Origin of the sequence: Lentzea rhizosphaerae (assembly GCF_042649515.1) — a bacterium.
Lineage (GTDB): Bacteria > Actinomycetota > Actinomycetes > Mycobacteriales > Pseudonocardiaceae > Lentzea > Lentzea aerocolonigenes.
This window is the reverse complement of sequence record NZ_JBHRZI010000030.1, coordinates 145,279-166,968: the sequence shown is the minus strand read 5'-3', so window position 1 is coordinate 166,968 and position 21,690 is coordinate 145,279. Positions and strand designations below refer to the sequence as shown.

24 protein-coding genes are annotated in these 21,690 nt (G+C 71.4%); 19 read left to right on the top strand and 5 right to left on the bottom strand.

Going from position 1 to position 21,690, the window contains the following annotated elements:
- Positions 1 to 41 precede the first annotated feature (41 nt).
- The 5 genes from ggt (at position 42) to ACFOWZ_RS34940 (ending at position 5,573) form a co-directional block, all read left to right on the top strand.
- On the top strand, positions 42 to 1,811 hold the full coding sequence (gene ggt, locus ACFOWZ_RS34960; protein ID WP_382378222.1) for a gamma-glutamyltransferase: 1,770 nt from the start codon (positions 42 to 44) through the stop codon (positions 1,809 to 1,811).
- A 101-nt stretch (positions 1,812 to 1,912) separates the two neighbouring features.
- Complete coding sequence (locus ACFOWZ_RS34955) at positions 1,913 to 3,460, top strand: PucR family transcriptional regulator (protein WP_382378221.1); 1,548 nt, start codon at positions 1,913 to 1,915, stop codon at positions 3,458 to 3,460.
- An 85-nt stretch (positions 3,461 to 3,545) separates the two neighbouring features.
- Entirely contained in the window at positions 3,546 to 4,805 is a 1,260-nt protein-coding gene (locus ACFOWZ_RS34950; RefSeq protein WP_382378220.1) for an NAD(P)/FAD-dependent oxidoreductase, read from the top strand.
- 7 nt (positions 4,806 to 4,812) lie between these two features.
- A complete protein-coding gene (locus ACFOWZ_RS34945; protein WP_382378219.1) occupies positions 4,813 to 4,986 on the top strand; it encodes a hypothetical protein in 174 nt (57 codons plus the stop codon).
- A gap of 122 nt (positions 4,987 to 5,108) precedes the next feature.
- Positions 5,109 to 5,573 (top strand): GreA/GreB family elongation factor, encoded by a 465-nt coding sequence (locus tag ACFOWZ_RS34940; protein ID WP_382378218.1) that lies wholly within the window; start codon positions 5,109 to 5,111, stop codon positions 5,571 to 5,573.
- Positions 5,574 to 5,619: 46 nt separating this feature from the next.
- Here ACFOWZ_RS34940 and ACFOWZ_RS34935 read toward each other — a convergent pair whose 3' ends face one another.
- Genes ACFOWZ_RS34935 through ACFOWZ_RS34925 form a run of 3 tightly spaced genes read right to left on the bottom strand, consistent with a single transcriptional unit; the run spans position 5,620 to position 7,872 of the window.
- Complete coding sequence (locus ACFOWZ_RS34935) at positions 5,620 to 6,138, bottom strand: DinB family protein (RefSeq protein ID WP_382378217.1); 519 nt, start codon at positions 6,136 to 6,138, stop codon at positions 5,620 to 5,622.
- Positions 6,139 to 6,148: 10 nt separating this feature from the next.
- Positions 6,149 to 7,279, bottom strand: a complete 1,131-nt coding sequence (locus ACFOWZ_RS34930; RefSeq protein ID WP_382378216.1) for a hypothetical protein — start codon at positions 7,277 to 7,279, stop codon at positions 6,149 to 6,151.
- Complete coding sequence (locus ACFOWZ_RS34925; protein WP_382378341.1) at positions 7,279 to 7,872, bottom strand: RNA polymerase sigma factor; 594 nt, start codon at positions 7,870 to 7,872, stop codon at positions 7,279 to 7,281. The genes ACFOWZ_RS34930 and ACFOWZ_RS34925 overlap by 1 nt, the downstream gene beginning before the upstream one ends.
- A gap of 129 nt (positions 7,873 to 8,001) precedes the next feature.
- On the opposite strand from ACFOWZ_RS34925, the gene ACFOWZ_RS34920 reads away from it, so the two are divergent.
- From ACFOWZ_RS34920 to ACFOWZ_RS34860, 13 genes are all read left to right on the top strand, one after another.
- Positions 8,002 to 8,151, top strand: coding sequence for a hypothetical protein (locus tag ACFOWZ_RS34920; protein WP_382378215.1), 150 nt, complete (start codon positions 8,002 to 8,004; stop codon positions 8,149 to 8,151).
- A 47-nt stretch (positions 8,152 to 8,198) separates the two neighbouring features.
- Positions 8,199 to 8,747, top strand: coding sequence for a peptide deformylase (def, locus tag ACFOWZ_RS34915; protein WP_030471583.1), 549 nt, complete (start codon positions 8,199 to 8,201; stop codon positions 8,745 to 8,747).
- A 2-nt stretch (positions 8,748 to 8,749) separates the two neighbouring features.
- Positions 8,750 to 9,676, top strand: coding sequence for a methionyl-tRNA formyltransferase (gene fmt / locus ACFOWZ_RS34910; RefSeq protein ID WP_382378214.1), 927 nt, complete (start codon positions 8,750 to 8,752; stop codon positions 9,674 to 9,676).
- A gap of 109 nt (positions 9,677 to 9,785) precedes the next feature.
- Positions 9,786 to 11,222 (top strand): RsmB/NOP family class I SAM-dependent RNA methyltransferase, encoded by a 1,437-nt coding sequence (locus ACFOWZ_RS34905; RefSeq protein WP_030471581.1) that lies wholly within the window; start codon positions 9,786 to 9,788, stop codon positions 11,220 to 11,222.
- Positions 11,223 to 11,271: 49 nt separating this feature from the next.
- Complete coding sequence (locus ACFOWZ_RS34900; RefSeq protein ID WP_382378213.1) at positions 11,272 to 11,418, top strand: hypothetical protein; 147 nt, start codon at positions 11,272 to 11,274, stop codon at positions 11,416 to 11,418.
- 360 nt (positions 11,419 to 11,778) lie between these two features.
- Positions 11,779 to 12,276 carry a flavoprotein gene (locus ACFOWZ_RS34895; RefSeq protein WP_382378212.1) on the top strand — a complete coding sequence of 166 codons (498 nt, stop codon included), beginning with the start codon at positions 11,779 to 11,781 and terminating at the stop codon, positions 12,274 to 12,276.
- 26 nt (positions 12,277 to 12,302) lie between these two features.
- Positions 12,303 to 12,968, top strand: coding sequence for a ribulose-phosphate 3-epimerase (gene rpe, locus ACFOWZ_RS34890; RefSeq protein ID WP_382378211.1), 666 nt, complete (start codon positions 12,303 to 12,305; stop codon positions 12,966 to 12,968).
- A gap of 14 nt (positions 12,969 to 12,982) precedes the next feature.
- Positions 12,983 to 13,966 (top strand): bifunctional diaminohydroxyphosphoribosylaminopyrimidine deaminase/5-amino-6-(5-phosphoribosylamino)uracil reductase RibD, encoded by a 984-nt coding sequence (ribD, locus tag ACFOWZ_RS34885; protein WP_382378340.1) that lies wholly within the window; start codon positions 12,983 to 12,985, stop codon positions 13,964 to 13,966.
- An 8-nt stretch (positions 13,967 to 13,974) separates the two neighbouring features.
- Entirely contained in the window at positions 13,975 to 14,595 is a 621-nt protein-coding gene (locus ACFOWZ_RS34880) for a riboflavin synthase (RefSeq protein WP_382378210.1), read from the top strand.
- Positions 14,592 to 15,854: a bifunctional 3,4-dihydroxy-2-butanone-4-phosphate synthase/GTP cyclohydrolase II gene (locus ACFOWZ_RS34875; RefSeq protein ID WP_382378209.1), complete on the top strand. Its 1,263-nt coding sequence runs from the start codon at positions 14,592 to 14,594 to the stop codon at positions 15,852 to 15,854. Before ACFOWZ_RS34880 ends, ACFOWZ_RS34875 begins: the two co-directional genes overlap by 4 nt.
- Complete coding sequence (ribH, locus tag ACFOWZ_RS34870) at positions 15,851 to 16,348, top strand: 6,7-dimethyl-8-ribityllumazine synthase (RefSeq protein WP_030471575.1); 498 nt, start codon at positions 15,851 to 15,853, stop codon at positions 16,346 to 16,348. Before ACFOWZ_RS34875 ends, ribH begins: the two co-directional genes overlap by 4 nt.
- Positions 16,345 to 16,782, top strand: coding sequence for a PH domain-containing protein (locus ACFOWZ_RS34865; RefSeq protein ID WP_382378208.1), 438 nt, complete (start codon positions 16,345 to 16,347; stop codon positions 16,780 to 16,782). Before ribH ends, ACFOWZ_RS34865 begins: the two co-directional genes overlap by 4 nt.
- A 29-nt stretch (positions 16,783 to 16,811) precedes the next feature.
- Positions 16,812 to 17,459: a dihydrofolate reductase family protein gene (locus ACFOWZ_RS34860; protein ID WP_382378207.1), complete on the top strand. Its 648-nt coding sequence runs from the start codon at positions 16,812 to 16,814 to the stop codon at positions 17,457 to 17,459.
- Here the strand turns inward: ACFOWZ_RS34860 and ACFOWZ_RS34855 are convergent.
- Complete coding sequence (locus ACFOWZ_RS34855; protein ID WP_382378206.1) at positions 17,438 to 18,631, bottom strand: FAD-dependent oxidoreductase; 1,194 nt, start codon at positions 18,629 to 18,631, stop codon at positions 17,438 to 17,440. The genes ACFOWZ_RS34860 and ACFOWZ_RS34855 overlap by 22 nt on opposite strands.
- Before the next feature lie 74 nt (positions 18,632 to 18,705).
- Between ACFOWZ_RS34855 and ACFOWZ_RS34850 the strand changes: the two genes are divergently transcribed.
- Positions 18,706 to 21,267: an ATP-binding protein gene (locus ACFOWZ_RS34850; RefSeq protein WP_382378205.1), complete on the top strand. Its 2,562-nt coding sequence runs from the start codon at positions 18,706 to 18,708 to the stop codon at positions 21,265 to 21,267.
- On the opposite strand, the gene ACFOWZ_RS34845 is transcribed toward ACFOWZ_RS34850, so the two are convergent.
- Positions 21,216 to 21,641 carry a DUF1761 domain-containing protein gene (locus ACFOWZ_RS34845; protein ID WP_382378204.1) on the bottom strand — a complete coding sequence of 142 codons (426 nt, stop codon included), beginning with the start codon at positions 21,639 to 21,641 and terminating at the stop codon, positions 21,216 to 21,218. The two genes, ACFOWZ_RS34850 and ACFOWZ_RS34845, sit on opposite strands and share 52 nt — an antisense overlap.
- Positions 21,642 to 21,690: the final 49 nt, after the last annotated feature.

Here is a 21,690-nt window from a genome sequence, read left to right as displayed (position 1 = left end):
GAGTGTTGCCAACCAGCCGCGGCGGAGTAGAAGTTCTGCCCATGTTGCGAACGGTTGCCGCACTGACGCTCTCCGTCGTACTGGTCGCCCCTGCCACGGCAGGCGCGGCAGAACCTGCGCCCCGCGTACCCGAGCAGGTCGGCTGGGGCGGCGCGGTCTCCAGCGTCGACCCCGACGCGTCCCAGATCGGAGTCGACGTGCTTCGCCGCGGTGGCAACGCCGTCGACGCCGCCGTGGCCACCGCCGCCGCGCTCGGCGTGACCGACCCGTTCTCCGCGGGCATCGGTGGCGGCGGGTTCTTCGTGTACTACGACGCACACTCCGGTCGTGTGTCCACTCTGGACGGGCGTGAGACCGCGCCGCGTTCCGCCACCGACCAGCTCTTCGTGGAGAACGGCAAGCCGCTGCCGTTCGCCGAGGCGATGACCAGCGGTCTGTCCGTCGGCGTGCCCGGCACGCCCAAGACGTGGCAGCAGGCGTTGCGCAAGTGGGGCACGCTGAACCTGCGCGAGGCCATGGCGCCCGCGGAAGCGTTGGCACGGCGTGGTTTCGTCGTCGACAAGACGTTCAACTCGCAGATCGCGAACAACGCCGCCCGCTTCGCCGACTTCACCTCGACCCGCGACCTCTACCTGCCCGGCGGGCAGCCGCCGGCGGTGGGCAGCACGTTCCGCAACCCGCAGCTCGCCGACACCTACCGCGAGCTCGCCCGCACCGAGCTCGCGTCCCTCTACGGCGGCGCAGTCGGACGCGACCTCGTGAAGACCGTGCAGCAGCCGCCGGTTGTGCCAGGCTCGACGCGCAAGGTGCGTGCCGGCGCCATGGAGATCTCCGACCTGGCCCGCTACCAGGTCGAGCGCCGCGACCCCACGCACACGCGGTACCGGGGTCTCGACGTCTACGGCATGGCGGCGCCGTCGTCCGGCGGCACGACCGTCGGCGAGGCGCTGAACATCCTCGAGTCGACCGACCTGTCGAAGGTCTCCGACGTCCAGTACCTGCACCGCTTCATCGAGTCGACCAAGCTCGCGTTCGCCGACCGCCTGCGCTGGGTGGGCGACCCGGCCTTCTCGCGCGTGCCGACCGAGGGCCTGCTCTCGCAGAAGTTCGCCGACAGCCGCGCGTGCCTGATCAAGTCCGACGCCGTGCTGCCGGCTCCGCAGCCCGCCGCGGACCCGAACAACCCGCAGGCGTGTGAAGCCACCGCCGGGATGTCGGCGCTGCGCGAGGACGCGGAACGCACCACGCACCTGACGGTCGCCGACCGCTGGGGCAACGTCGTCGCCTACACGCTGACCATCGAGGCCGAGGGCGGCAGCGGCATCGTCGTTCCGGGCCGCGGGTTCCTGCTCAACAACGAGCTCACCGACTTCGAGTTCGTGCCCCCGACCGCGGGCGTCCCGCACCCGAACCTCCCCGGCCCCGGCAAGCGCCCGCGCTCGTCCATGGCCCCGACGATCGTCCTCGACCACGGCAAGGTCCTCCTGGCCGTCGGCTCGCCGGGCGGCTCCACGATCATCACCACGGTCACCCAGATCCTGACCGCGCGTCTGGACCGCAACATGTCCCTGCTCGACGCCGTCGCCGCGCCGCGTGCTTCCCAGCGCAACGCGGCCACGACCCCGGCCGAGGCGGAGTTCATCGCCGCCGCGACCACGGCGGGCCTGCAGGCCATCGGGCACAAGTTCAGCCAGAACGCCGAGATCGGCGCCGCCACGGCCGTCGAGCGCGCCTCGAACGGCCGCTGGCGTGCCGTCGCCGAACCGACGCGGCGTGGCGGTGGTGCGGCCCGCGTGGTGAAGGTGGGCTGAGCCTGCCGGGAACACCAGTCCGCCGCCGTCCCGCGAGCACGCCCTCGACGCGTTGCTCGCGGGACGGCGGCTTTGCGCACGCGGTGGTTACGGTGACCCCCATGGTGAGGCTGGACCGGCTGGTCAACGTGCTGGGTGGCTACGGCGTCCGGTTGTGCTGCTGCCCCGTGCCGCGGTCGGCCGAGCTGCGCGGCGTGGTGTTGCGGGACGTCACGGACGACCGAGCCGAGGTGGGTGACGTCTTCCTGGCCGTCGGCGCCGAGTCCGTGACCGAAGCGGTGCGCGGGGCGGTGGCGGCACGGGCCGTCGTCGTGCTGCTTCGGGGTGCCGAGGAGTTCCTGGCGGACGCCGTCGCGGTCGGGGAAGCCGAGGGTGTCGCGGTGATGCTGGCCGATCCGGCTCTGTCGTGGAGTCAGCTCGCGGGTGTGGTCTACGGCCTGGTGCTGGAGGGGCGGGAGACCGAGTCCGGGCGCGGCCCCACCGACCTGTTCGCGCTGGCCGACAGTCTCGCCGACGCCGTGGGCGGCGCGGTGACCATCGAGGACCCGCTGTCGCGGGTGCTGGCCTATTCGGGCCCGCAGCAGGAGGTCGACGCCGCCCGGCTGGAGACCATCATGGGACGGCAGGTGCCCGCGTGGGTGCGCGAACTGTTCGACGCGGCGGGCGTCCGGGCGCACCTGCTGGCCTCCGACGAGCCGCTCTTCGTCGCCGGAGTGCCCGAACGCGGCCTCACCGGGCGAATGGTCGTCGCGGTCCGGGTGGGCCGGGAGTTGCTGGGGGCGGTCTGGGTGGCCTGCCGAGGGCCGCTGGAAGGCGCCCGGCGCACCGCGCTGACCGACGGCGCCAGGACCGTGGCGCTGCACCTGTTGCGGTTGCGGGCCAGCGCCGACCTGGAGCGCCAGGTCGAGTCGGAGCTGGTGATCCGGCTGCTGGAGGGCACGGCCGACGCCGCGACCGTGACCAGTCAGCTCGGGTTGCCGCCGGGCCCGGCGAGGGTCGTCGCGGTCCGCGCCCACGTCGGCGCCGAGCGGCACGCGGCCGTGCTGCTGGCGTTCGAACAGGCCACCACCGGGTTCGGCTGGTCGAGGCCGGGCCGCAGTGCGTTGGCGGGCAACAGCATCTACACGATCCTGCCCGGCGAGAAGGTCGCCGCGGCACGCGACTGGCTGGCGGCGCTGAGGGCCGCGCTGCCCGCGAACGTGACCGTGTCTGCGGGAATCAGCGGGGTCGCCGCCGCAGCGGACCTGCCGGCGGGCAGGCAGGAGGCGGACGAGTGCCTGGCGTTGCACGAGACCCAGCCCGATGACACCGCGCCGCCCGCGTACGACGAGTCGTGGGACGAGATCCTGCTGCAACGCCTGCGCACCGCCGCACGCGTCGGCCGCGCCCCCGCGCGAGGACCGGTGGCGGAACTGCGCAGGCACGACGCCGAGCACGGCACGGCGTTCGTGGCGACGCTGCGCGCGTGGCTCGAGGCGCAGGGCGACCTGGCGGTGGCCGGTGAGCGGCTCGGCGTGCACGGCAACACCGTCCGCAACCGGCTGCGGAAGATGAGCGAGGTGACCAGCCTCGACCTCGACGACCCCGGCAAACGGGTCGCGATGATGATCGATCTCGCCGCGACGGTGTCGGAAACCGACAACCGCTGACCTCCCAATTGTGCGGAACGGACACCCGGTTCGTCCCGCGCCCGCCGCATCCTGGCATCGAGACGAGCGATGACAGGAGGTCGGGATGGTCGGCGTCGAGCGCCTTGACGGCGGTCCGCGCTCCGCGGTGGTGGTCGGGGCAGGCGTGGTGGGGCTGTCCACCGCGTGGTTCCTGCAGGAGCGCGGCGTCGAGGTCACAGTGGTCGACCGGGTGGGTGTCGCGGCCGGCGCGTCGTGGGGCAACGCGGGCTGGATCGCGCCAGGACTCGCGATCCCGCTGAACGAGCCCGCGGTCCTGCGCTACGGCCTGCGGTCGCTGTTCGACCCGGCCGCGCCGCTGCACATCCCGCTGACCGCCGACCCGAAGCTGTGGGCGTTCCTGACGCGGTTCGCAGCCCACTGCAGGTGGCCGTCGTGGACCAGGGCGGTCGAGGCGAACCTCCCGCTCAACGAGGAGAGCGTCGAGGCCTACGACGTGCTCACCGCCAACGGCGTCGAGGCATCCACCGTCGCCGCGCCGATCACCGCCGCGTTCACCTCCGCCGGGCAGGCACAGGGACTTCTGCGAGAGCTGCACCGCATGGCCGCCGCCGGACAGCCCGTCGACCACACCGGACTGTCCACAACGGACCTCCGGGAACAGGTCCCGTTGGCTGCGCCCGCCCTCACCGCAGGCGTGCGCATCGACGGGCAGCGGTTCGTCGATCCCGGAGGCTTCGTGCAGGCGCTGGGTCGCGCCGTGGTCGCCAGGGGAGCGACGATCCGCACGTTCGACGTGGCCGACGTCCACGCGGACAACGCCGGTGTCGTCGTGCGGACGAAGGACGGCAACGCCATCTCCGCCGAGGCGGCCGTCCTCGCGACCGGTGCCTGGCTGCCGCGGCTCGCGGCACGACAGGGCGTCCGCACGCCGGTGCGAGCCGGCCGCGGCTACTCCTTCACCGTGCCCGTGCGGGAGCCGGTCCACGGCCCGCTCTACCTGCCGGAGGTGCGCGTGGCCTGCACGCCTTACCAGGGCGGTCTCCGAGTCGCGGGCACGATGGAGTTCCGCGACCCGGACGCCCCGCCGGACAAGGCACGCGTCGACGCGATCATCGCCTCCGTTCGCCCGCTGCTGGACGGGGTGTGGTGGGCGGACCGCACCGACGTCTGGGTCGGTCCGCGTCCGGTCACTCCCGACGGCCGTGCGCTGATCGGCGCGACTCGCACGCCCGGCGTGTACGTCGCCGGCGGACACGGCATGTGGGGCCTGGCACACGGACCGATCACCGGACGGCTGCTGGCGGAGCAGATCACCACCGGCAAGCAGCCCGCCGCCCTGCGCGAGTTCGACCCGCTCAGGTGAGTGCGACGTGGAAACCGACCGGACACCGCTGACCGACGACGAGCGAGCCGAACTCGCCTGGCTGCGGAGGGAGAACGACTTCCTCCGCGTCCAACGCGACATCCTCCTGCGCGTCGCCACCGGCTACGCCCACGACGTGGAGGCGATGCTCCGCCGCACCGGCGGGCACCACCACCAATGACCCTCTCCCTGTCCGTGCGGGTCGCGGGCCGACCGAACCCGGCCTGCACGGACGCCCCCGCCGTCAGGGCGGTACCTCCCCCCAGACCGCCCTGACGGCACTACTCCCGCAACGGAGGCACCATGACGAGCACCACCCCACGCGTGTGGCTGACACCGCAGGCACACCACCGGCTCCGCAACGAACTGACGGCACTGCTCGCACCGGCGCGCACCCGGCCCGACGACGAGACCGGCGACCCGGGAATCGTCGGAGACCAGGCGCGAGAACGCCGCATCCGCCAGATCAACGACCTGCTCTCCCACGCCGTCGTCGGCGAGGACCCACCGGACGACGGCGTCGCCGAACCCGGCATGGTGCTCACCGTCCGCTTCGACGACACCGGCGACACCGAGACGTTCCTGCTCGGCGTGCGCGGCGCGGAACACGGCACGATCGAGGTCTACTCCCCGGACTCACCACTGGGAGCGGCCGTGAACGGAGCTCTCCGCGGCGAGCAACGCGCCTACCGGGTGCCCAGCGGCGCCACGGTGCGGATCACGCTGCTGGACGCGGTGCCGTACAGCAGTGTCAGACCCCTTCACTAGTCTAGAAATTGGGGGTACCCGGCCTGCGCCGTGTGTGTGGTGGTGGCTATTCGCCCGTGTGTCCGTCGATGCGTTCGCGGATCAGGTCGGCGTGGCCGTTGTGCTGCGCGTACTCCTCGATCATGTGGATGTAGACCCACCGCACCGACATCTCGCCCCACCGCGCGTGCACGAAGGTGTGGTCGAGGTCCCAGGTGGCGCCGGCCGCGCGGGCCTCGGCCATCTCGGCGACCAGGTCGGTGTACTCGGCCTCGGCGCGGCGCGGGTCGAGGTTCTCGAAGGCCGCGTCCTGGCTGCCGTGCGCGGCGTAGCGCGCCTTGAGGTCCTGGCCTGCGATGCGGATGCGGAACCAGGTGCGTTCGACGTCGGTCAGGTGGCGGATCAGGCCCAGCAGGGTCAGGTTCGACGGGGGCGCCGAGGCCTCGGCCAGTTGCTCGCCGGTCAGGCCAGCGCACTTGCGCAGGAACGTGGCTCGATGGCGGTCGAGCCACGCCTCCAGCATCAGGCGCTCCGCTCCGACGAGCGGTTCATGGGTCAGGTCGACTGCGGGTGCTGTCCAGGTCATGGCTCCATGATCAGCCGAAGCCGCCCTCGTAGATGATCTGATTTTTGTCGTTGCGCACTACCAGGCGCAGGTGGTCCTTCGGGATCGTCTTGGCTTCGTCCAAGATGGGGACCGCGGCGAGGAAGTGCCCGTCGGCGACCTCCGCGGACACCGGCGGATGGCCGCCGTCGGACACCAGGACGCTCTTCGCGGCCCGGTCGACGCGCCCGATGACGGAGTAGTCCGATCCGGTTTTGTCGCCGATGTACATGAACGGTTTGTCAGGGTCGTCTTCCATGACGTTCAGCAGCTGCAGGCCGCCGTTGGTACCCCCGGAAAAGCTGCAGTACGCCCACTTCTCGTGCTCGCGGTGGGCGATCATCATGCCGTGGTGCTGGTCGAGTCCGGTGACCATCAGTGGCTCGAACCCCACCAGCTCTTCCGCGCTCCTGCCGCCGTCGGAGGCGATGTCGACGCAACGGGCGAGGACGCTCTCCTCCGACCACGGGTCGGTGTCGCTGTTCTCATAGCTGTCCGTGACCGTTGCCGACTTCGAGGAGATGCTCGGCATGCGCATGGTTCGGTCGTCGAACACCAGCTCCGAGACCACGCCCGGGGTTTCGACGATGAAGAAGCCCGGGGTGACGACGCCCTCGGGACCAGGGCCGAGCGGGGAGTGCGTGTAGCTGCTGTTGACGGCGTGCGCCGTTCGCGCGCCCGACGGCGGGACACCGGCGATGATCTTGGTGGAACGGAAGGTGATCGAGCCGTCCTCCAGCGCGGTCGGCTTGAAGTCCTCCGCCGCGACTCGGGCTCGGGTGCGGGTGAGCTCGCAGAAGCGCCCGTCCTCGCCGACCAGGACCTTGCGCAGGTCGAAGACGACCATCCGGGTGGAGCTCCAGTTCTGGTCGTTCAGGGCGGCGCGGCACCTGTCCAGGTCCCGGCTGGACGGGGCGACCACCTGCAGATGACCCGAGTCCACCTCGTGAACGGGCTGGGTGACGATCTGGGTGGCGACGACGCCGCCCGCGATCAGGAGGACTCCGGCGGCCACGGCCAGCGGAGCGCGCCTGCCGCGGTCGCGGGACTGGGTGAAGACCGGGCGCATGCGCTCCTTGACGTCCTCGGGAAGGACGCGGCGAGGTGGCAGGTCGAGGGGCATCACTCCACCTCCAGGGTGTCGTCGGAGAGTTGCTTGCGCAGCCGGGTGCGGGCGCGCGAGATGCGGGAACGGACGCTGACCTCGGCGACGCCCAGGGCCTCGGCCGCCTGTGCGACGGACAGCTCGCCCAGCAGGACCAGCTCCACGGCCTCGCGTTCGGCGCGGGGGAGGGCTTCGACGGCTTCCAGCACCCGGCGCAGCCGAGCCTCGTGGTCGAGGGCGGAGGCGACGTCGTCGGCGTGGTCGCGCTGCACGTCCTGCCTGGGCACGCGGTGCAGCAGCCGGCTGAACCTCGCCTTGCGCCGGAACTCCGAGCGCGCGAGGAAGCCCGCGACGGTGAACAGCCACGGCAGCGCGCTGTCCCGCACGAGCGTCATCTCCGCACGGCGGCGCCAGGCCGTCAGGAACGTCGCCGACGTCAGGTCCTCCGCGGTCGACCACGACGCGGTCAGCCGGTAGGCGTGGTTCCACACCGCCTCGGCATATCGGTCGTAGAGCTCCCCGAAGGCGCGCTCGTCGCCACGTGCCCACAGTTCGGCGTCCGACGGGGCGTCGTCGGGCACAGCGGCCGCCCCCTCCCAGCTCGGTCGCATCAGCCTCATGACCTGGAGGTGTCCACCTTCCGGCCGAGTGTTGCACCCGATCTTCCTACCTCGGGCCGATGAAGGCTCGATACCCCGAGCTGATGTGGGCTGACCTGCGCGAACGGCACAGTGTGTGTCATGACGACAACCACCTTCACCGGCGCACCGGCAGCCCACTTCAACTTCCGCGCGCTGTTCCGCCCCGTGCTGACGGCACTGCGCTTCACCGGCCACTTCGTCGTGGCGCTGGTGGGCGTGATCTTCCTCGGCAGCGCGTCCGAGCACTGACCGCGCTCCTCGTAGACTGACCTCCAGTCCACCACGAGGAGCACTGCGTGACCGTCCAACCCATCCGCCTGTTCGGCGACCCGGTGCTGCGCACCCCCGCCGTCGAGGTCACCGACTTCGACAAGGAACTGCGCACCCTGGTCAAGGACCTGTGGGACTCGATGCAGGACGCGGGCGGGGCGGGACTCGCCGCGCCGCAGCTCGGCGTTGGACTGCGTGTCTTCACCTACCACTGCGACGGCTTCGCGGGACACCTCGTCAACCCGACCTGGGAAGTGGTCGGCGAGGAGATGCAGGACGGGCCCGAGGGCTGCCTGTCCATTCCCGGCATGTCGTGGGACTGCAAGCGCCACCTGCACGTCGTGGGCAAGGGCTGGAACATGCACGGCGAGCCCATCGAGGTCGAGGGCACCGAGACCCTGGCGCGCTGCATCCAGCACGAGACCGACCACCTCGACGGCGTGCTCTTCCTCGACCGCCTCGACGCCGACACCCGCAAGCGGGCCATGAAGGAAATCCGGCAGTCCGAGTGGTTCGACGGTACGGTCCCCACCTTGAAGCAGAGCCCGCACCCACTCTTCGGCAGGTCCAGCTGACCATGCGACTCGTGTTCGCCGGCACGCCCGAGGTCGCACTTCCCTCGCTGCGCGCCTTCATCGACTCCCCCCGCCACGACGTCGTCGCCGTGGTCACCCGCCCCGACGCCCCCTCCGGCCGCGGCCGCAAGCTGGAGCGCTCCCCGGTCGGCGCGCTCGCCGACGAGCACGGCATCGAGGTCCTCACGCCCGCCAAGGCGGGAGACCCCGAGTTCCTGGAGCGCCTGCGCGCCCTGGAACCCGACCTCTGCCCGGTCGTTGCCTACGGCAACCTGCTTCCGCAGCGCACGCTCGACGTCCCGAAGTTCGGCTGGGTCAACCTCCACTTCTCCGTGCTCCCCGCCTGGCGCGGTGCCGCGCCGGTGCAGGCCGCCGTGCGCAACGGCGACGACATCACGGGCGCCTCCACGTTCCGGATCGTCAAGGAGCTCGACGCCGGCCCGGTGTTCGGCGTGGTGACCGAGAAGGTGCGCGACCGCGACACCTCCGGCGACCTGCTCACCCGGCTGTCGATCTCAGGGGCAGACCTCCTCCTTTCCACTGTGGACGGAATCGAGGACGGCACCCTGCGCGCCGTCGACCAGCCCGCAGACGGCGTCACCTACGCCGCCAAGATCACCGTCGAGGACGCGCGCCTCGACTTCACCGCGCCCGCTGCGGCCGTGGACCGCCTGGCCCGCGCCGTGACGCCCGAACCCGGCGCGTGGGCCGAGTTCCGGGGCGAGCGCCTGAAGCTCGGTCCCGTGACGCCCGTGGACGACGTCACCCTGCCCGCCGGCGAGGTGCTGGTCGAACGCAAGCGCGTGCTCGTGGGCACGGCGACCACCGCCGTGGCCCTCGGTGAGGTCCAGGCGCAGGGCAAGAAGCGCATGGCCGCGACCGACTGGGCCCGCGGCGTGCGCATCGAGGCAGGGGAGCGCATCGCATGACGTGCTCCCGACCGAGCCCGGCAACCGTCGCCCGTGAGTGGCAGGACAACGACGCGGCGCGCGTGACCCGTGGCGCCGCAGGGGAGCCAGAGACAGTGAGGCACACCGCATGACCAGCCACTCGCGAGGAGCCTCCAAGCCGTCCCGCCCGCAGAGGCCCCACCCGCCACGCCGGCGCACCGGACCCACCAGGCCGCCCGTGGAGGACCCGGCACGCCTCGCCGCGCTGGAGACGCTGCGCGCGGTGCGGCAGCGCGACGCGTACGCGAACCTCGTGCTGCCGCAACTGCTTCGCGACCGCCGCATCACCGGTCGCGACGCAGCCCTGGCCACCGAGCTCACCTACGGCGCGGCGCGAGCGCAGGGCCTGCTCGACGCCGTCATCGAGGCGTGCTCCGACCGCCCACTGTCCGAAGTGGACGGCTCGGCGCTCGACGCGCTGCGGCTCGGTGCGTATCAGCTGCTGCGCACCCGAATTCCGTCGCACGCGGCGGTCGCCTCGACCGTCGACCTCGTCCGGGCCGAGCTCGGTTCCGGGATCGCGGGCTTCGTCAACGCCGTCCTGCGCCGGGTCGCCGAACAGGACGAGGCGGCGTGGGTCGACGAGCTCGCACCCGACCCGGACACCGACCCGATCGGCAACCTGGCCTTCGCTCACGCCCACCCGCGCTGGATCGCGCAGGCGTTCGCGGAGGCTCTCGGCAGCCGGGACGAGCCGCTCAAGCGCGCCCTGGAAGCCGACGACGCACGGCCGGCCGTGCACCTCGTGGCACGTCCAGGCGAGGTGAGCGCCGACGAGCTCGCCGCCATCACCGGCGGCGACGTGGCGCCGTACTCGCCCTACGGCGTGCACCTGGAGGCCGGGGCGGGCGACCCGGGCGATCTCGAGCCCGTCCGGGAACGCCTCGCCAACGTGCAGGACGAGGGCAGCCAGCTCTGCGCACTCGCCCTGACACGCGCGCCGCTCGAGGGCACTGACGACCGCTGGCTCGACCTGTGCGCGGGCCCCGGCGGCAAGGCCGCCCTGCTGGCCGCGCTGGTCGGCCTCGACGGCGGCGAGCTGATCGCCGTCGAGAAGGCACCCCACCGCGCCGAGCTCGTGCGCAAGATCACCTCAGGCCTGCCGGTGACCGTGCACGTGGCCGACGGCCGCGAGACCGACTTCGTCGAAGGGGCGTTCGACCGCGTACTGGTCGACGCGCCCTGCACCGGTCTCGGTGCACTGCGCAGGCGCCCGGAGGCGCGGTGGAGGCGCCAGCCCGCCGACGTCGGCACGCTCACGAAGCTGCAGCGCGAGCTGCTCACCGAGGCGTTGCGACTGGTGCGTCCTGGCGGCGTCGTGGGTTATGTCGTGTGTTCACCTCATCTCTCCGAAACAGTCGGGGTCGTCACCGACGTCGCCCGGCGAACCGGGGCCGAGGTGCTGGACACGCGCGAGCTCTTCCCCGGAGTTCCGGACCTCGGGGACGGGCCGCACGTTCAGCTCTGGCCGCACCTGCACGGAACCGATGCGATGTTCTGCGCGGTGCTGCGACGCCCTTCCTGAGCGCTCGTGAACGACGGTAGGGACGGGGTCTGACAGTTCTGGGCGGCCGATGAGCGCGGAGAACCGGGACAGCAACACGGTCGGTGACGCCCACGGTGGCGTCGCCCAGATCGGTGACGTCCACGGCGACGCGCACATCGGCCGTGCCCGAGCCGGGCGGTGGCCGAGGGTGATCGGGGCGCTGCTGGTGCCCTGATCGTGGCCGCTGGGGCCCTGATCGGGTGACGATTGCTGGATCGCCCGGATCCCGCCGCGATCGAGCAGGGGCAGGCCCTGCCGGCCGTGGTGAAGATCGCCACACCATGCGGTTCCGGGGGTTGTGCGGGACGCCCAGGGGACACACCGACGGTGAGGTGGTCTCGATGGTGGCCCCAGAACAACAGCGCCACGGAGATCGTGGTCGTCGGAACACCGGTGGAGTTGACGCCTCGACCGCAGGGACACGCACGAAATCCCCGGTGCCCGAACCTGAGGTGTTCGACATCGGGCAGCCCAGCGAGCGCTGCGACTGCTGCTTCGCCCTCGTGGTCGACCTGGGACGCCTAAGATCGACTCCATGACACGTGGGCTGCTCGGACTGGTCGCAAGCGGCTGCGGCGGCGTCGAGACCTGGTTCCGCACGGAACTCGCCGAGCCCGCGACACGACGAGGCTGGCGGCTGGCCATCACGCTGACCCCGACGGTCGTCCCGTGGTTCGAAGAGGCGAACGAGCTGGACGAACTCCAGGCCCTCACCGACCTGGAGATCCGGTGGAACCCGCGGCTGCCGAGCCAGCCCAAGCCCTACCCGACGCCCGACGCGTTCATCTTCGCCCCCGCCAGCGCGAACTCCGTGGCCAAGCTGGCCCTCGGCATCGGCGACAACCAGGCGCTCACCGCGTTGAACGAGGCCATCGGCGTCGAGAACTGCAAGGTCGTCGTCATGCCCCAGGCAAGCGCGGACAAGCGACGTCACCCCATGTGGGAGACGCACGTCACGACGCTCACCGACGCGGGTGTCGTGGTGGTCACCGACGAGGCTCCCGGCAGGCTGCTCGACCTGCTGGACACCTAGACTTCACCCTTGTGGTCCACACGCCGATGATCGCCCCCAGCATCCTGTCCGCCGACTTCGCGCGGCTCGCCGACGAGCTCGCCGCGGTGCCGACGTCGGACTGGATCCACGTCGACGTCATGGACAACCACTTCGTGCCGAACCTGACGCTCGGCCTGCCCGTGGTGAAGTCGCTGCTGAAGGTCACCGACATCCCCATCGACTGCCACCTCATGATCGAGGACCCGGACCGCTGGGCCATCGGGTACGCCGAGGCGGGTGCCTACAACGTCACCGTGCACGTCGAGGCAGCGAACGACCCGGTGAAGCTCGCCAAGGACCTCAGGGCCGCGGGCAGCAAGGCGGGTCTGAGCATCAAGCCCGGCACGCCGCTGGAGCCGTACGTCGAGGTGCTCAAGCACTACGACACACTGCTGGTGATGTCGGTCGAGCCGGGCTTCGGCGGGCAGAAGTTCATGGTGGACACGCTCGAGAAGGTCCGGCAGGCCCGGCACCTCGTCGACACCGGGCACCTCAAGCTGCTCGTTGAGATCGACGGCGGCATCAACGCCGACACGATCGAACAGGCCGCGCAGGCCGGAGTGGACTGCTTCGTCGCCGGTTCCGCCGTGTACGACGCCGCCGACCCCGGCAAGGCCGTCGAAGCCCTGCGCGCCCAGGCAGCCGGCGCTCAGGGGATCAGGACCACGTGACTCCCGAGGACGCGATGGTGCTCGCCATCGCGGAGAGCGAGCGGGTGCGGGGCACCACGAGCCCCAACCCGCCGGTCGGCTGCGTCGTCCTCGACGAGCACGGCCACGCGGTGGGCTTCGGCGGCACCCAGCCGATCGGCGGGGCGCACGCCGAGGTCATGGCGCTCAAGGAAGCCGGAACCAAGGCTCGTGGCGGAACGGCGATAGTCACCCTCGAGCCGTGTTCGCACTACGGCCGTACGCCGCCGTGCACCGAAGCGCTCATCGAAGCAGGCATAAAGCACGTCATCCACGCCGTCAGCGACCCGGACCCCAAAGCCGCGGGTGGAGCGAAACGCCTCGAAGAAGCCGGCATCACCGTTGAGAGCGGCCTACTGGAGAACGAGGTCGCCAAGGGGCCCCTCAGGGCGTGGCTGCACTACGCGCGCACGGGCCGTCCACACGTCACGTGGAAGTACGCGGCGTCGCTCGACGGCCGGATCGCCGCCCAGGACGGCACCAGCCAGTGGATCAGCTCGGAGACCTCCCGCAAGCAGGTCCACGACATGCGTGCGAAGCTCGACGCGATCATCGTGGGCACGAACACGGTCCGCAAGGACGACCCGGCGCTGACCGCCAGGGACGCCGACGGAATGCCGTTGCCCCATCAGCCGTTGCCCGTGGTCGTGGGCATGAGCGACCTGCCGGGTGGAGCCAAACTCCAGCACACCGCGCTACACCTGCGTACGCACGACCCGGACGAGGTGCTGACCGCGCTGGCCGGCCGGGGTGTCGTGGACGTGTTGCTCGAAGGTGGTGCAACTGTGGCAGGTGCGTTCCTGCGTGCTGGCAGGATCGACCGCGTGCTCGCCTACGTCGCGCCCGCCATCCTCGGGAACGGTCCCGCGGCGGTGGTGGACGCGGGCGTGTCAACCATCACGGACGCTGTCCGGCTGACCGTGGAAGACGTCACCATGAGCGGACCGGACTTGCGGATCAGCGCGGTTCCGCAAATTTAGGAGGAGCGGTGTTCACCGGGATCGTCGAGGAACTCGGGCACGTGGTCGCGACGCAGGATCTGCCCGACGCGGCACGGATCCGCATCTCAGGACCGATCGTGACCAGCGATGCCAAGCACGGCGACTCCATCGCGGTGAACGGCGTCTGCCTCACCGTCGTGGAGGTCGAGGACAACACCTTCACCGCGGACGTGATGCGCGAGACCCTCGTGCGCAGCAGCCTCGCCAAGGTGGCGGAGGGCGACAGGGTCAACCTGGAGCGCGCGGCCGCGGTCGGCCAGCGCCTCGGCGGCCACATCGTGCAGGGCCACGTCGACGGCACCGGCACGATTCTCTCGCGGGAGAAGGCCGAGCACTGGGAGATCGTCCACATCGGACTGCCGCCCCAGCTCGCCCGGTACGTCGTGGAGAAGGGTTCGATCACGGTCGACGGAGTCTCGCTGACGGTCGTCACCGTCTCCGAGACCGAGTTCACCGTGAGCCTCATCCCCACCACGCTCGACCTCACCACGCTCGGGCACCGCCTGCCCGGCGACGTGGTGAACCTGGAGGTCGACGTGCTGGCGAAGTACGTTGAACGACTGGCAGTCCCGCACCTGCGGGCCATCGCGGGCGAGGAGACCCAGTGAGCACCGACTTCGCCGACATCGAGCGGGCGATCAAGGACATCGCCGCCGGGCGCCCCGTGGTCGTCGTGGACGACGAGGACCGCGAGAACGAGGGCGACCTCATCTTCGCCGCCGAGAAGGCGACGCCGGAGCTGCTCGCGTTCATGGTCCGCTACACGTCCGGGTACGTGTGCGTGGCGCTGACCGACTCCGACTGCGACCGGCTCGACCTGCCGCCGATGTACCACACGAACCAGGACCAGCGCGGCACCGCGTACACGGTCACGGTGGACGCGCGCGAGGGCATCGGCACCGGCATCTCGGCCGCCGACCGCGCCCGCACCATCCGGCTGCTCGCCGACCCGACCGCGAAGGCCAGCGACTTCACCCGGCCCGGCCACGTCGTGCCGTTGCGCGCCCGCGACGGCGGGGTGCTGCGCCGCCCCGGTCACACGGAGGCGTCCGTCGACCTCGCCCGTCTCGCGGGACTGTCCCCGGCGGGTGTGCTCTGCGAGATCGTGTCGCAGAAGCTCGAAGAGGAGATGGCGCAACGCGACGAGCTCGAGGTGTTCGCGGCCGACCACGACCTCGCGCTGATCACGATCGCCGACCTGATCGCGTACCGCCGCCGCGTCGAGACCCAGGTCGAACGCGTCGCGGAAGCGCGGATCCCGACCGCGCACGGCGTGTTCACCGCCGTCGGCTTCGACAGCACGCTCGACGGCATCGAGCACGTGGCGCTGGTGTACGGCGAGATCGGCGACGGCGAGGACGTGCTGGTGCGCGTGCACTCCGAATGCCTCACCGGTGACGTGTTCGGCTCGTTGCGCTGCGACTGCGGCCCGCAGCTCGACGCGGCACTGGAAGCCGTTGCGGCACAAGGACGTGGCGTCGTGCTGTACATGCGCGGCCACGAGGGCCGCGGCATCGGCCTGATGCACAAGCTGCAGGCCTACCAGCTGCAGGACCAGGGCGCGGACACCGTGGACGCGAACCTCGCGCTGGGCGTCCCCGCCGACGCGCGCGACTACGGCACGGGCGCGCAGATCCTCGTCGACCTCGGCATCAAGTCCATGCGGCTGCTGACGAACAACCCGGCCAAGCGCGTCGGTCTGGAGGCCGGATACGGTCTGCGTGTGCTCGACAGGGTGCCGTTGCCGATCTCCCCGAACCCGGAGAACCTGCGGTACCTGCGCACCAAGCGTGACCGGATGGGCCACGAGCTGCACCAGCTGGAGCAGTACGAGGCCGTTGTTTCCGCTACGGAGGACCAGGAATGAGTGGCGAGGGCCGTCCAGAGCAGACTCCGCTCGACGGCAAGGGCCTGAGCGTCGGGATCGCCGCGACGCGCTGGAACAGCAAGATCACCGATCAGCTCCTCGACCGTGCGCTGAAGGCCGCCGCCGACGCGGGCTGCGTCGACACCACGGTCGTGCGCGTCGCCGGTGCGATCGAGCTTCCCGTCGTGGTGCAGGAGCTCGCACGCCACCACGACGCGGTCGTCGCGCTGGGCGTGGTGATCCGCGGCGGCACCCCGCACTTCGAGTACGTGTGCGATTCGGTGACCGACGGCCTGACGCGTGTCGCCCTGGACGAGTCGACGCCGGTCGGCAACGGCGTGCTCACCTGCAACACCGAGGAGCAGGCCGTGGCGCGAGCCGGTTGGCCGGACTCGGTGGAGGACAAGGGCTACGAGGCGACCGTGGCCGCCATCGACACGGCGCTGGTGCTGCGCGGACTGCGTCAGCCGTGGACCGAGCGGGGTTTCGAGTGACGACGATCGTGTTCCGCCCCAAGAAGATCCGCCGCGTCGCGTGGGCGTGCGCGGTCGGTCTGGTCGTCGTCTTCACGGTCGTCGGCCTGCTGCTCGGCAACACCCCGACCGGCGTGATCTTCCGGACGTCCGACCAGGTCGCGATGATCGTCCTGGGCTTCCTGCTGGCGGGCGGGGTGCTGCTGCTGACCCGTCCGCGCGTCACCGCCGACGCCTCGGGTGTCGACGTGCGCAACGTCGTGACGTCTCACCACTTCGAGTGGAACGACGTGCTGTCGGTCAGCTTCCCGGACGGCGCCGCGTGGGCCCGGCTGGAGCTGCCGGACGACGAGTACATCTCGGTCATGGCTGTTCAGGCCGTGGACCGCGAGTACGCCGTGTCGTCGGTGCGCGCGCTGCGTGAGTTGCACAAGGCGGCGCACGGCCAGCGATGAGTTCTGCCGGCTCTGCGAGTCTTCATGACGTGACTCAACTGCTGCGAGTGCAGAACTTCGTGGTCTCGAGCGACGGGATCGCCGCCGGCGAGGCCCAGAGCTTCGAGAACCCCTTCGGTCTCGACGTCTCGCCCGAGCGCCTGTTCGCCTGGGCGGGCGCGACGGCGAGCTGGCCCAACCGCACGGACCCCGGTGGCAGCCGGGGTCTCGACGACTACTTCACGCGGGACTTCGCGCACAACATCGGCGCCGAGATCATGGGCCGCAACAAGTTCGGGCCCCAGCGCGGGCCGTGGACCGACCACGAGTGGCAGGGCTGGTGGGGTGACGAGCCGCCGTTCCACACGCCGGTCTTCGTCCTGACCCACCACCTGCGCCCGTCCTTCACGCTGGGCGAGACCACGTTCCACTTCGTCGACGACGACCCCGCCTCCGTGCTCGCGCAGGCGCGGGAGGCGGCGCAGGGCAAGGACGTCCGGCTCGGCGGCGGCGTCACGACCATCCGTGAGTTCCTCGACGCAGACCTCGTCGACACCATGCACGTCGCGGTGTCGCCGCTGGAACTGGGCTCGGGACTGCGGCTGTGGGACTCGCCCGACGAGCTGCTCGACCGGTTCCACCTCGACGTGGTGCCGAGCTCGAGCGGCGTGACGCATCACCTGTTCTGGCGCAAGTAGCTGAGCAGCGCCCGCCCGGCCACCACCGGGTTGAGCAGCACCGACGGTGGCTCCGCGCGCGCCCCGAACGCGGCCAGCCTGCGGGCGATCCACGGGTCGGTGACGGCAGCGGAACGAATGGTGCGCTGAAGTGCGTTGGGCGGCTTCGCGAGCGCGTCACGTCGTCCGATGTCGTCGTACCTGCCGATGAACCGGTGCGCACGGCGGTAGCGGCGCAACGCCGGACCGAGGTCCGTCCCGTCGCGCAACGGTCCGGCGGTGGCCTCGGCCAGCCACGCCGCACTCCGGAACGCCCAGCCGCACCCGACGGCGGGAACGGGGTCGGAGGTCGTAGCTGCGTCACCGATCAGCGCGACCCCCGGCCGCGGGGCCGGATCACGCCGCACACACGGGTAGTCGGTGGTGCCGACCAGGTTCGACGTGCGGCGGGCGCCGGCCAGTGACGGACCACTCGGCAGCCGTGCGACGAAGCTGTCGAACGCCGCGAGCCGGTCGTCCGCGAACTCCGCCAGCCGTGCCTTGGCGGGGAAGACGCCGACCAGCGTCAGGCCGTCTCCCGCAGGCACGCAGACGGCGACGTCCGGGTCGAGCTGCCACACCTGACCGTCGCCGGGGCCGCTCATCCGCACGCCCTCGTAGTAGGCCCAGAACAGGAACCGCTCGTTCGGGGCGTGGTCCTCCGGCACCCCGGCGAGCTGCGCGACCGTCGAGCGGTGGCCGTCCGCACCGACGACCAGGCGGGCGCGCAGCGTGGTGCCCGTGTTCGTCACGACCCCGTCTTCGACCAGTTCGACGACTTTCTGACCCATCAGCAGGTCCACCCCGGGAGTGGCGGCGGCGATGTCGCGCAGCAGCGGGTCGAGCTTGCTGCGGCGCAGGCTGATGGCGGGCGGCACGCCGTTGCCCGGTCTCTGCACGATCCACCCGGCGTCCGTCCAGATGCCCAGCCGCGGAGTGACGGCCGCGCCGTGGTCGAGCATCTGCTGCCAGAAACCCAGCCGCTGCAACACGTCGTGGGTTCCGCCGAGGATGAAGTGCCCGCACAGCGTCTTGTGCGCCTGAGGGTTGTGGTGCCGTTCCAGCAACGCCACGCGCAGTCCCGCGCGTCCGTACGCCGTCGCCGCGGTGCACCCGGCGATGCTCGCTCCCACGATGATCACGTCGTAGTCCATGCGGCGAGAGTGCGGCCGGACGGGGGAGCCGGACATCCGTGGTGACTACCCAATTCACTACCTACCATCGGTTCGTGGGCGCAACCGCGCTGGTGGAACGCGACCGCGAGCGTGCCGCGCTGGCCTCGTGGTGGGACGAGGCCGTGTCCGGGCACGGCCGGCTGGTGCTCGTCGGTGGTGACGCCGGTGCGGGCAAGACCGCGCTGATCAGCGAGTTCGGCCGGTGCGTCGACGGACGGTCGTGGCACGGCACCTGCGAGCCGCTGACCACGCCCGTGCCGTTGGGACCCCTGCGCGACATGGAGCTCCCGGTCAGCGGCGACCCCGTCGAGTTCCGCCGCCTCTTCCTGGACGAGCTGCGTGCCACCGCGACGCTGGTCGTGGTCGACGACGCGCAGTGGGCCGACGACAGCACGCTCGACCTCCTGCGGTTCCTCGGCCGGCGGATCGAGCGGTGCCAGGCGATGGTCGTGGTGGCGTACCGGGAGGACGAGGTCGGGGCGCGCCATCCGTTGCGGGTGCTCGCGGGCGACCTGTCGACCGCCCCGATGGTGCGCAGGCTCGCCGTGCCACCGTTGTCGCTCGCCGCCGTGACCGCTCTCGCCTCGGGGTCCGGGGTGGACCCGGCCGAACTGCACCGGTGCACCGGCGGCAACGCCTTCTTCGTCACGCAGGTGCTGGCCGACCAGGCGGAGTCCGTGCCCACGACCGTCCGGGACGCGGTGCTGGCCAGGGCCGCACGGCTGGCGCCCGGTGCGCGCGACGCGTTGGACGCGCTCGCGTGCCTCGGGCCGCGAGCCGCACCGCGCGTGGTGGCGGCCGTGTCCGGACGTCCTCCCGGTGATCTCGACGAATGCGCGGACCGGGGCCTCGTCGTCGCGGACGGCGGCGTGGTGTCGTTCCGGCACGAGCTCGCGCGGGTGGCGGTCGAGGAGGCGATCGCACCGGGGCGTGCCGCGGAGCTGCACCGGCGCGCGCTGGAGGTGTTGCGGCCGGACGCCGACCCCGTCCGGCTCGCAGGCCACGCCCTGCGCGCCCACGACCGCGCGGCGCTGCTCACGTACGCGCGGGCGGCCGCTGAGCAGGCTTCCGCTCTCGGCGCGCACAAGGAAGCGGCCGCGCACCTGCGGCGTGCCCTCGACGTCTGCGGTGATCGTGCGCAACGGGCGGAGCTGCTCGAAGGGCTGGGACGACAGTGCCACCTGTCCGACGACCTCGACGCCGCGCTGCGGTGGTGGCAGGAGTCCGTGGCGGCGTGGACGGCGGTCGGGGACCGGCGTCGTCAGGGCGTGGCGCTGGTCGGCCTGGCGATCACCGCGTTGCACCTCGCACGGGAGGTGCCGCTCGGTGAACGGGCCAGCGAGCAGGCCGTCGAACTGCTCGGCGGCCCGCCGTCGGGGCCGGAGTTCGCCCTCGCCTGCGCCGTGCGGGGGAAGTTCGCGGCCATGGGGTTCCGCAACGCCGAGGCCGTCGCGTGGGGCGAGCGGGTGCCGGTCGACGGCCCGCTCACACGGGCGTTGGCGGCGTTGGCGATCGGCATCGGCCGTGCGCAGAGCGGTGACCCGGCCGGTCTCGACCTCATCGCGGACAGCATCAGGCAGACCCGGTCCGCCGGCGCGCACGACGAGGCCGGTCTCGGGTACTTCTGGGCGCAGCTGATCTGCGTGACGCGCCGCTGGTACCGGCTGGCCGACCAGTGGTACGCGGAGGCGATCGCGTTCACCGAGGACCACGGCCAGGAGATCTGGCGGCAGTGGCTGCGCGCGTTCCGGGCACGGGCGTTGCTCGAGCAGGGCGCGTGGGAGGAGGCCGAGTCGCTCGCCTCCGAGGTGCTGCGGTCAGCTGGCGTGGACGACGGCCGCACGATGATCAGCATGGTGGTGCTCGGCACGCTCAGGGCCCGTCGCGGCGACCAGGACGCGCGGGAACTGCTCACCCACGTCCGTTCGGTCATGGTCAACGCCGAACCCGTCGTCGGCTGGATGGTCGGCGCCACCCGCGCACTGGCCGAAACCGCTTGGTACGCGGGCGATCTCGACGCGGTGCGCACGATCGTGACGCCCGCGCTGGCCGTCGCGGAGGAACCGTGGCACCTCGGCGAGCTCGCTCTCCTGCTGTCGCGGACCGAGCCGCCGTCCGCGGTTCCGGCGGGCGCCGCCGAGCCGTACCGGTTGCAGCTCAACGGTTTCCACGAGCAGGCCGCGCTGCGGTGGCGGGAGATCGGCTGCCCGTACGAGGCGGCGCTCGCCCTGCTCGACAGCGACGACGAACGCCTGCTGCGCGAGGCCCTCGCCGTGTTCGACGAGCTGGGCGCCCAGCCGATGCGCGACGTCACCGCACGACGCCTGCGCGAGCACGGCGTCCGCGACATCCCCAGACGTGCCACCACCACCGGTGCCGACGGCCTCAGCGCGCGCGAACGCGAGGTGCTGACCCTGCTCGCCGACGGGCGGCGGAACACCGAGATCGCCGAGGAGTTGTTCCTGTCGCGCCGGACCGTGGAGCACCACGTGGCGTCGGTCCTGCGGAAGCTGCGCGTGCCGAACCGGGCGGAGGCGGCCAGGTACGCGCGGCGCAACGGGACTCAGACCCAGAGCCCCAGAATCGCGCCCGCGAGCGCGAGCCCCACTATGTGATAACCCGCTCCGATGGCCGCGAAGGTCATGGGAGCGGGCTTGGTCATGTCGAAGGTGCCCGTCACGAAGATCACCGGTAGAGCGACGCCGATGCCGACCAGGAGGCCGAGCAGGATGCCTTCCATGATGTTGTCGGTGTTCGACGCGGCACCGACCATCGCGGTGGCGAGCGTCGCGACGAAGCAGGTGACGAGCGGCACGGCGTAGATGCCGGCGCCCGCGTTCTCCGGAGGGTTGAGGTCCCAGCCCGCCGACCGCTGCCAGGCCCTGCCGAACGCGAACTCCGCGTACCACAGGCCGCCCAGCGCGAAGTACGCGATAGTGGCCACGATGACGGCTAACCAGTTCAGGTCGCCGAGCACGCTCAAGGTCATGAGGGTCTCCCGCCGTGATCAGGGTGACTTGGCATCGCGAGCCACCTGA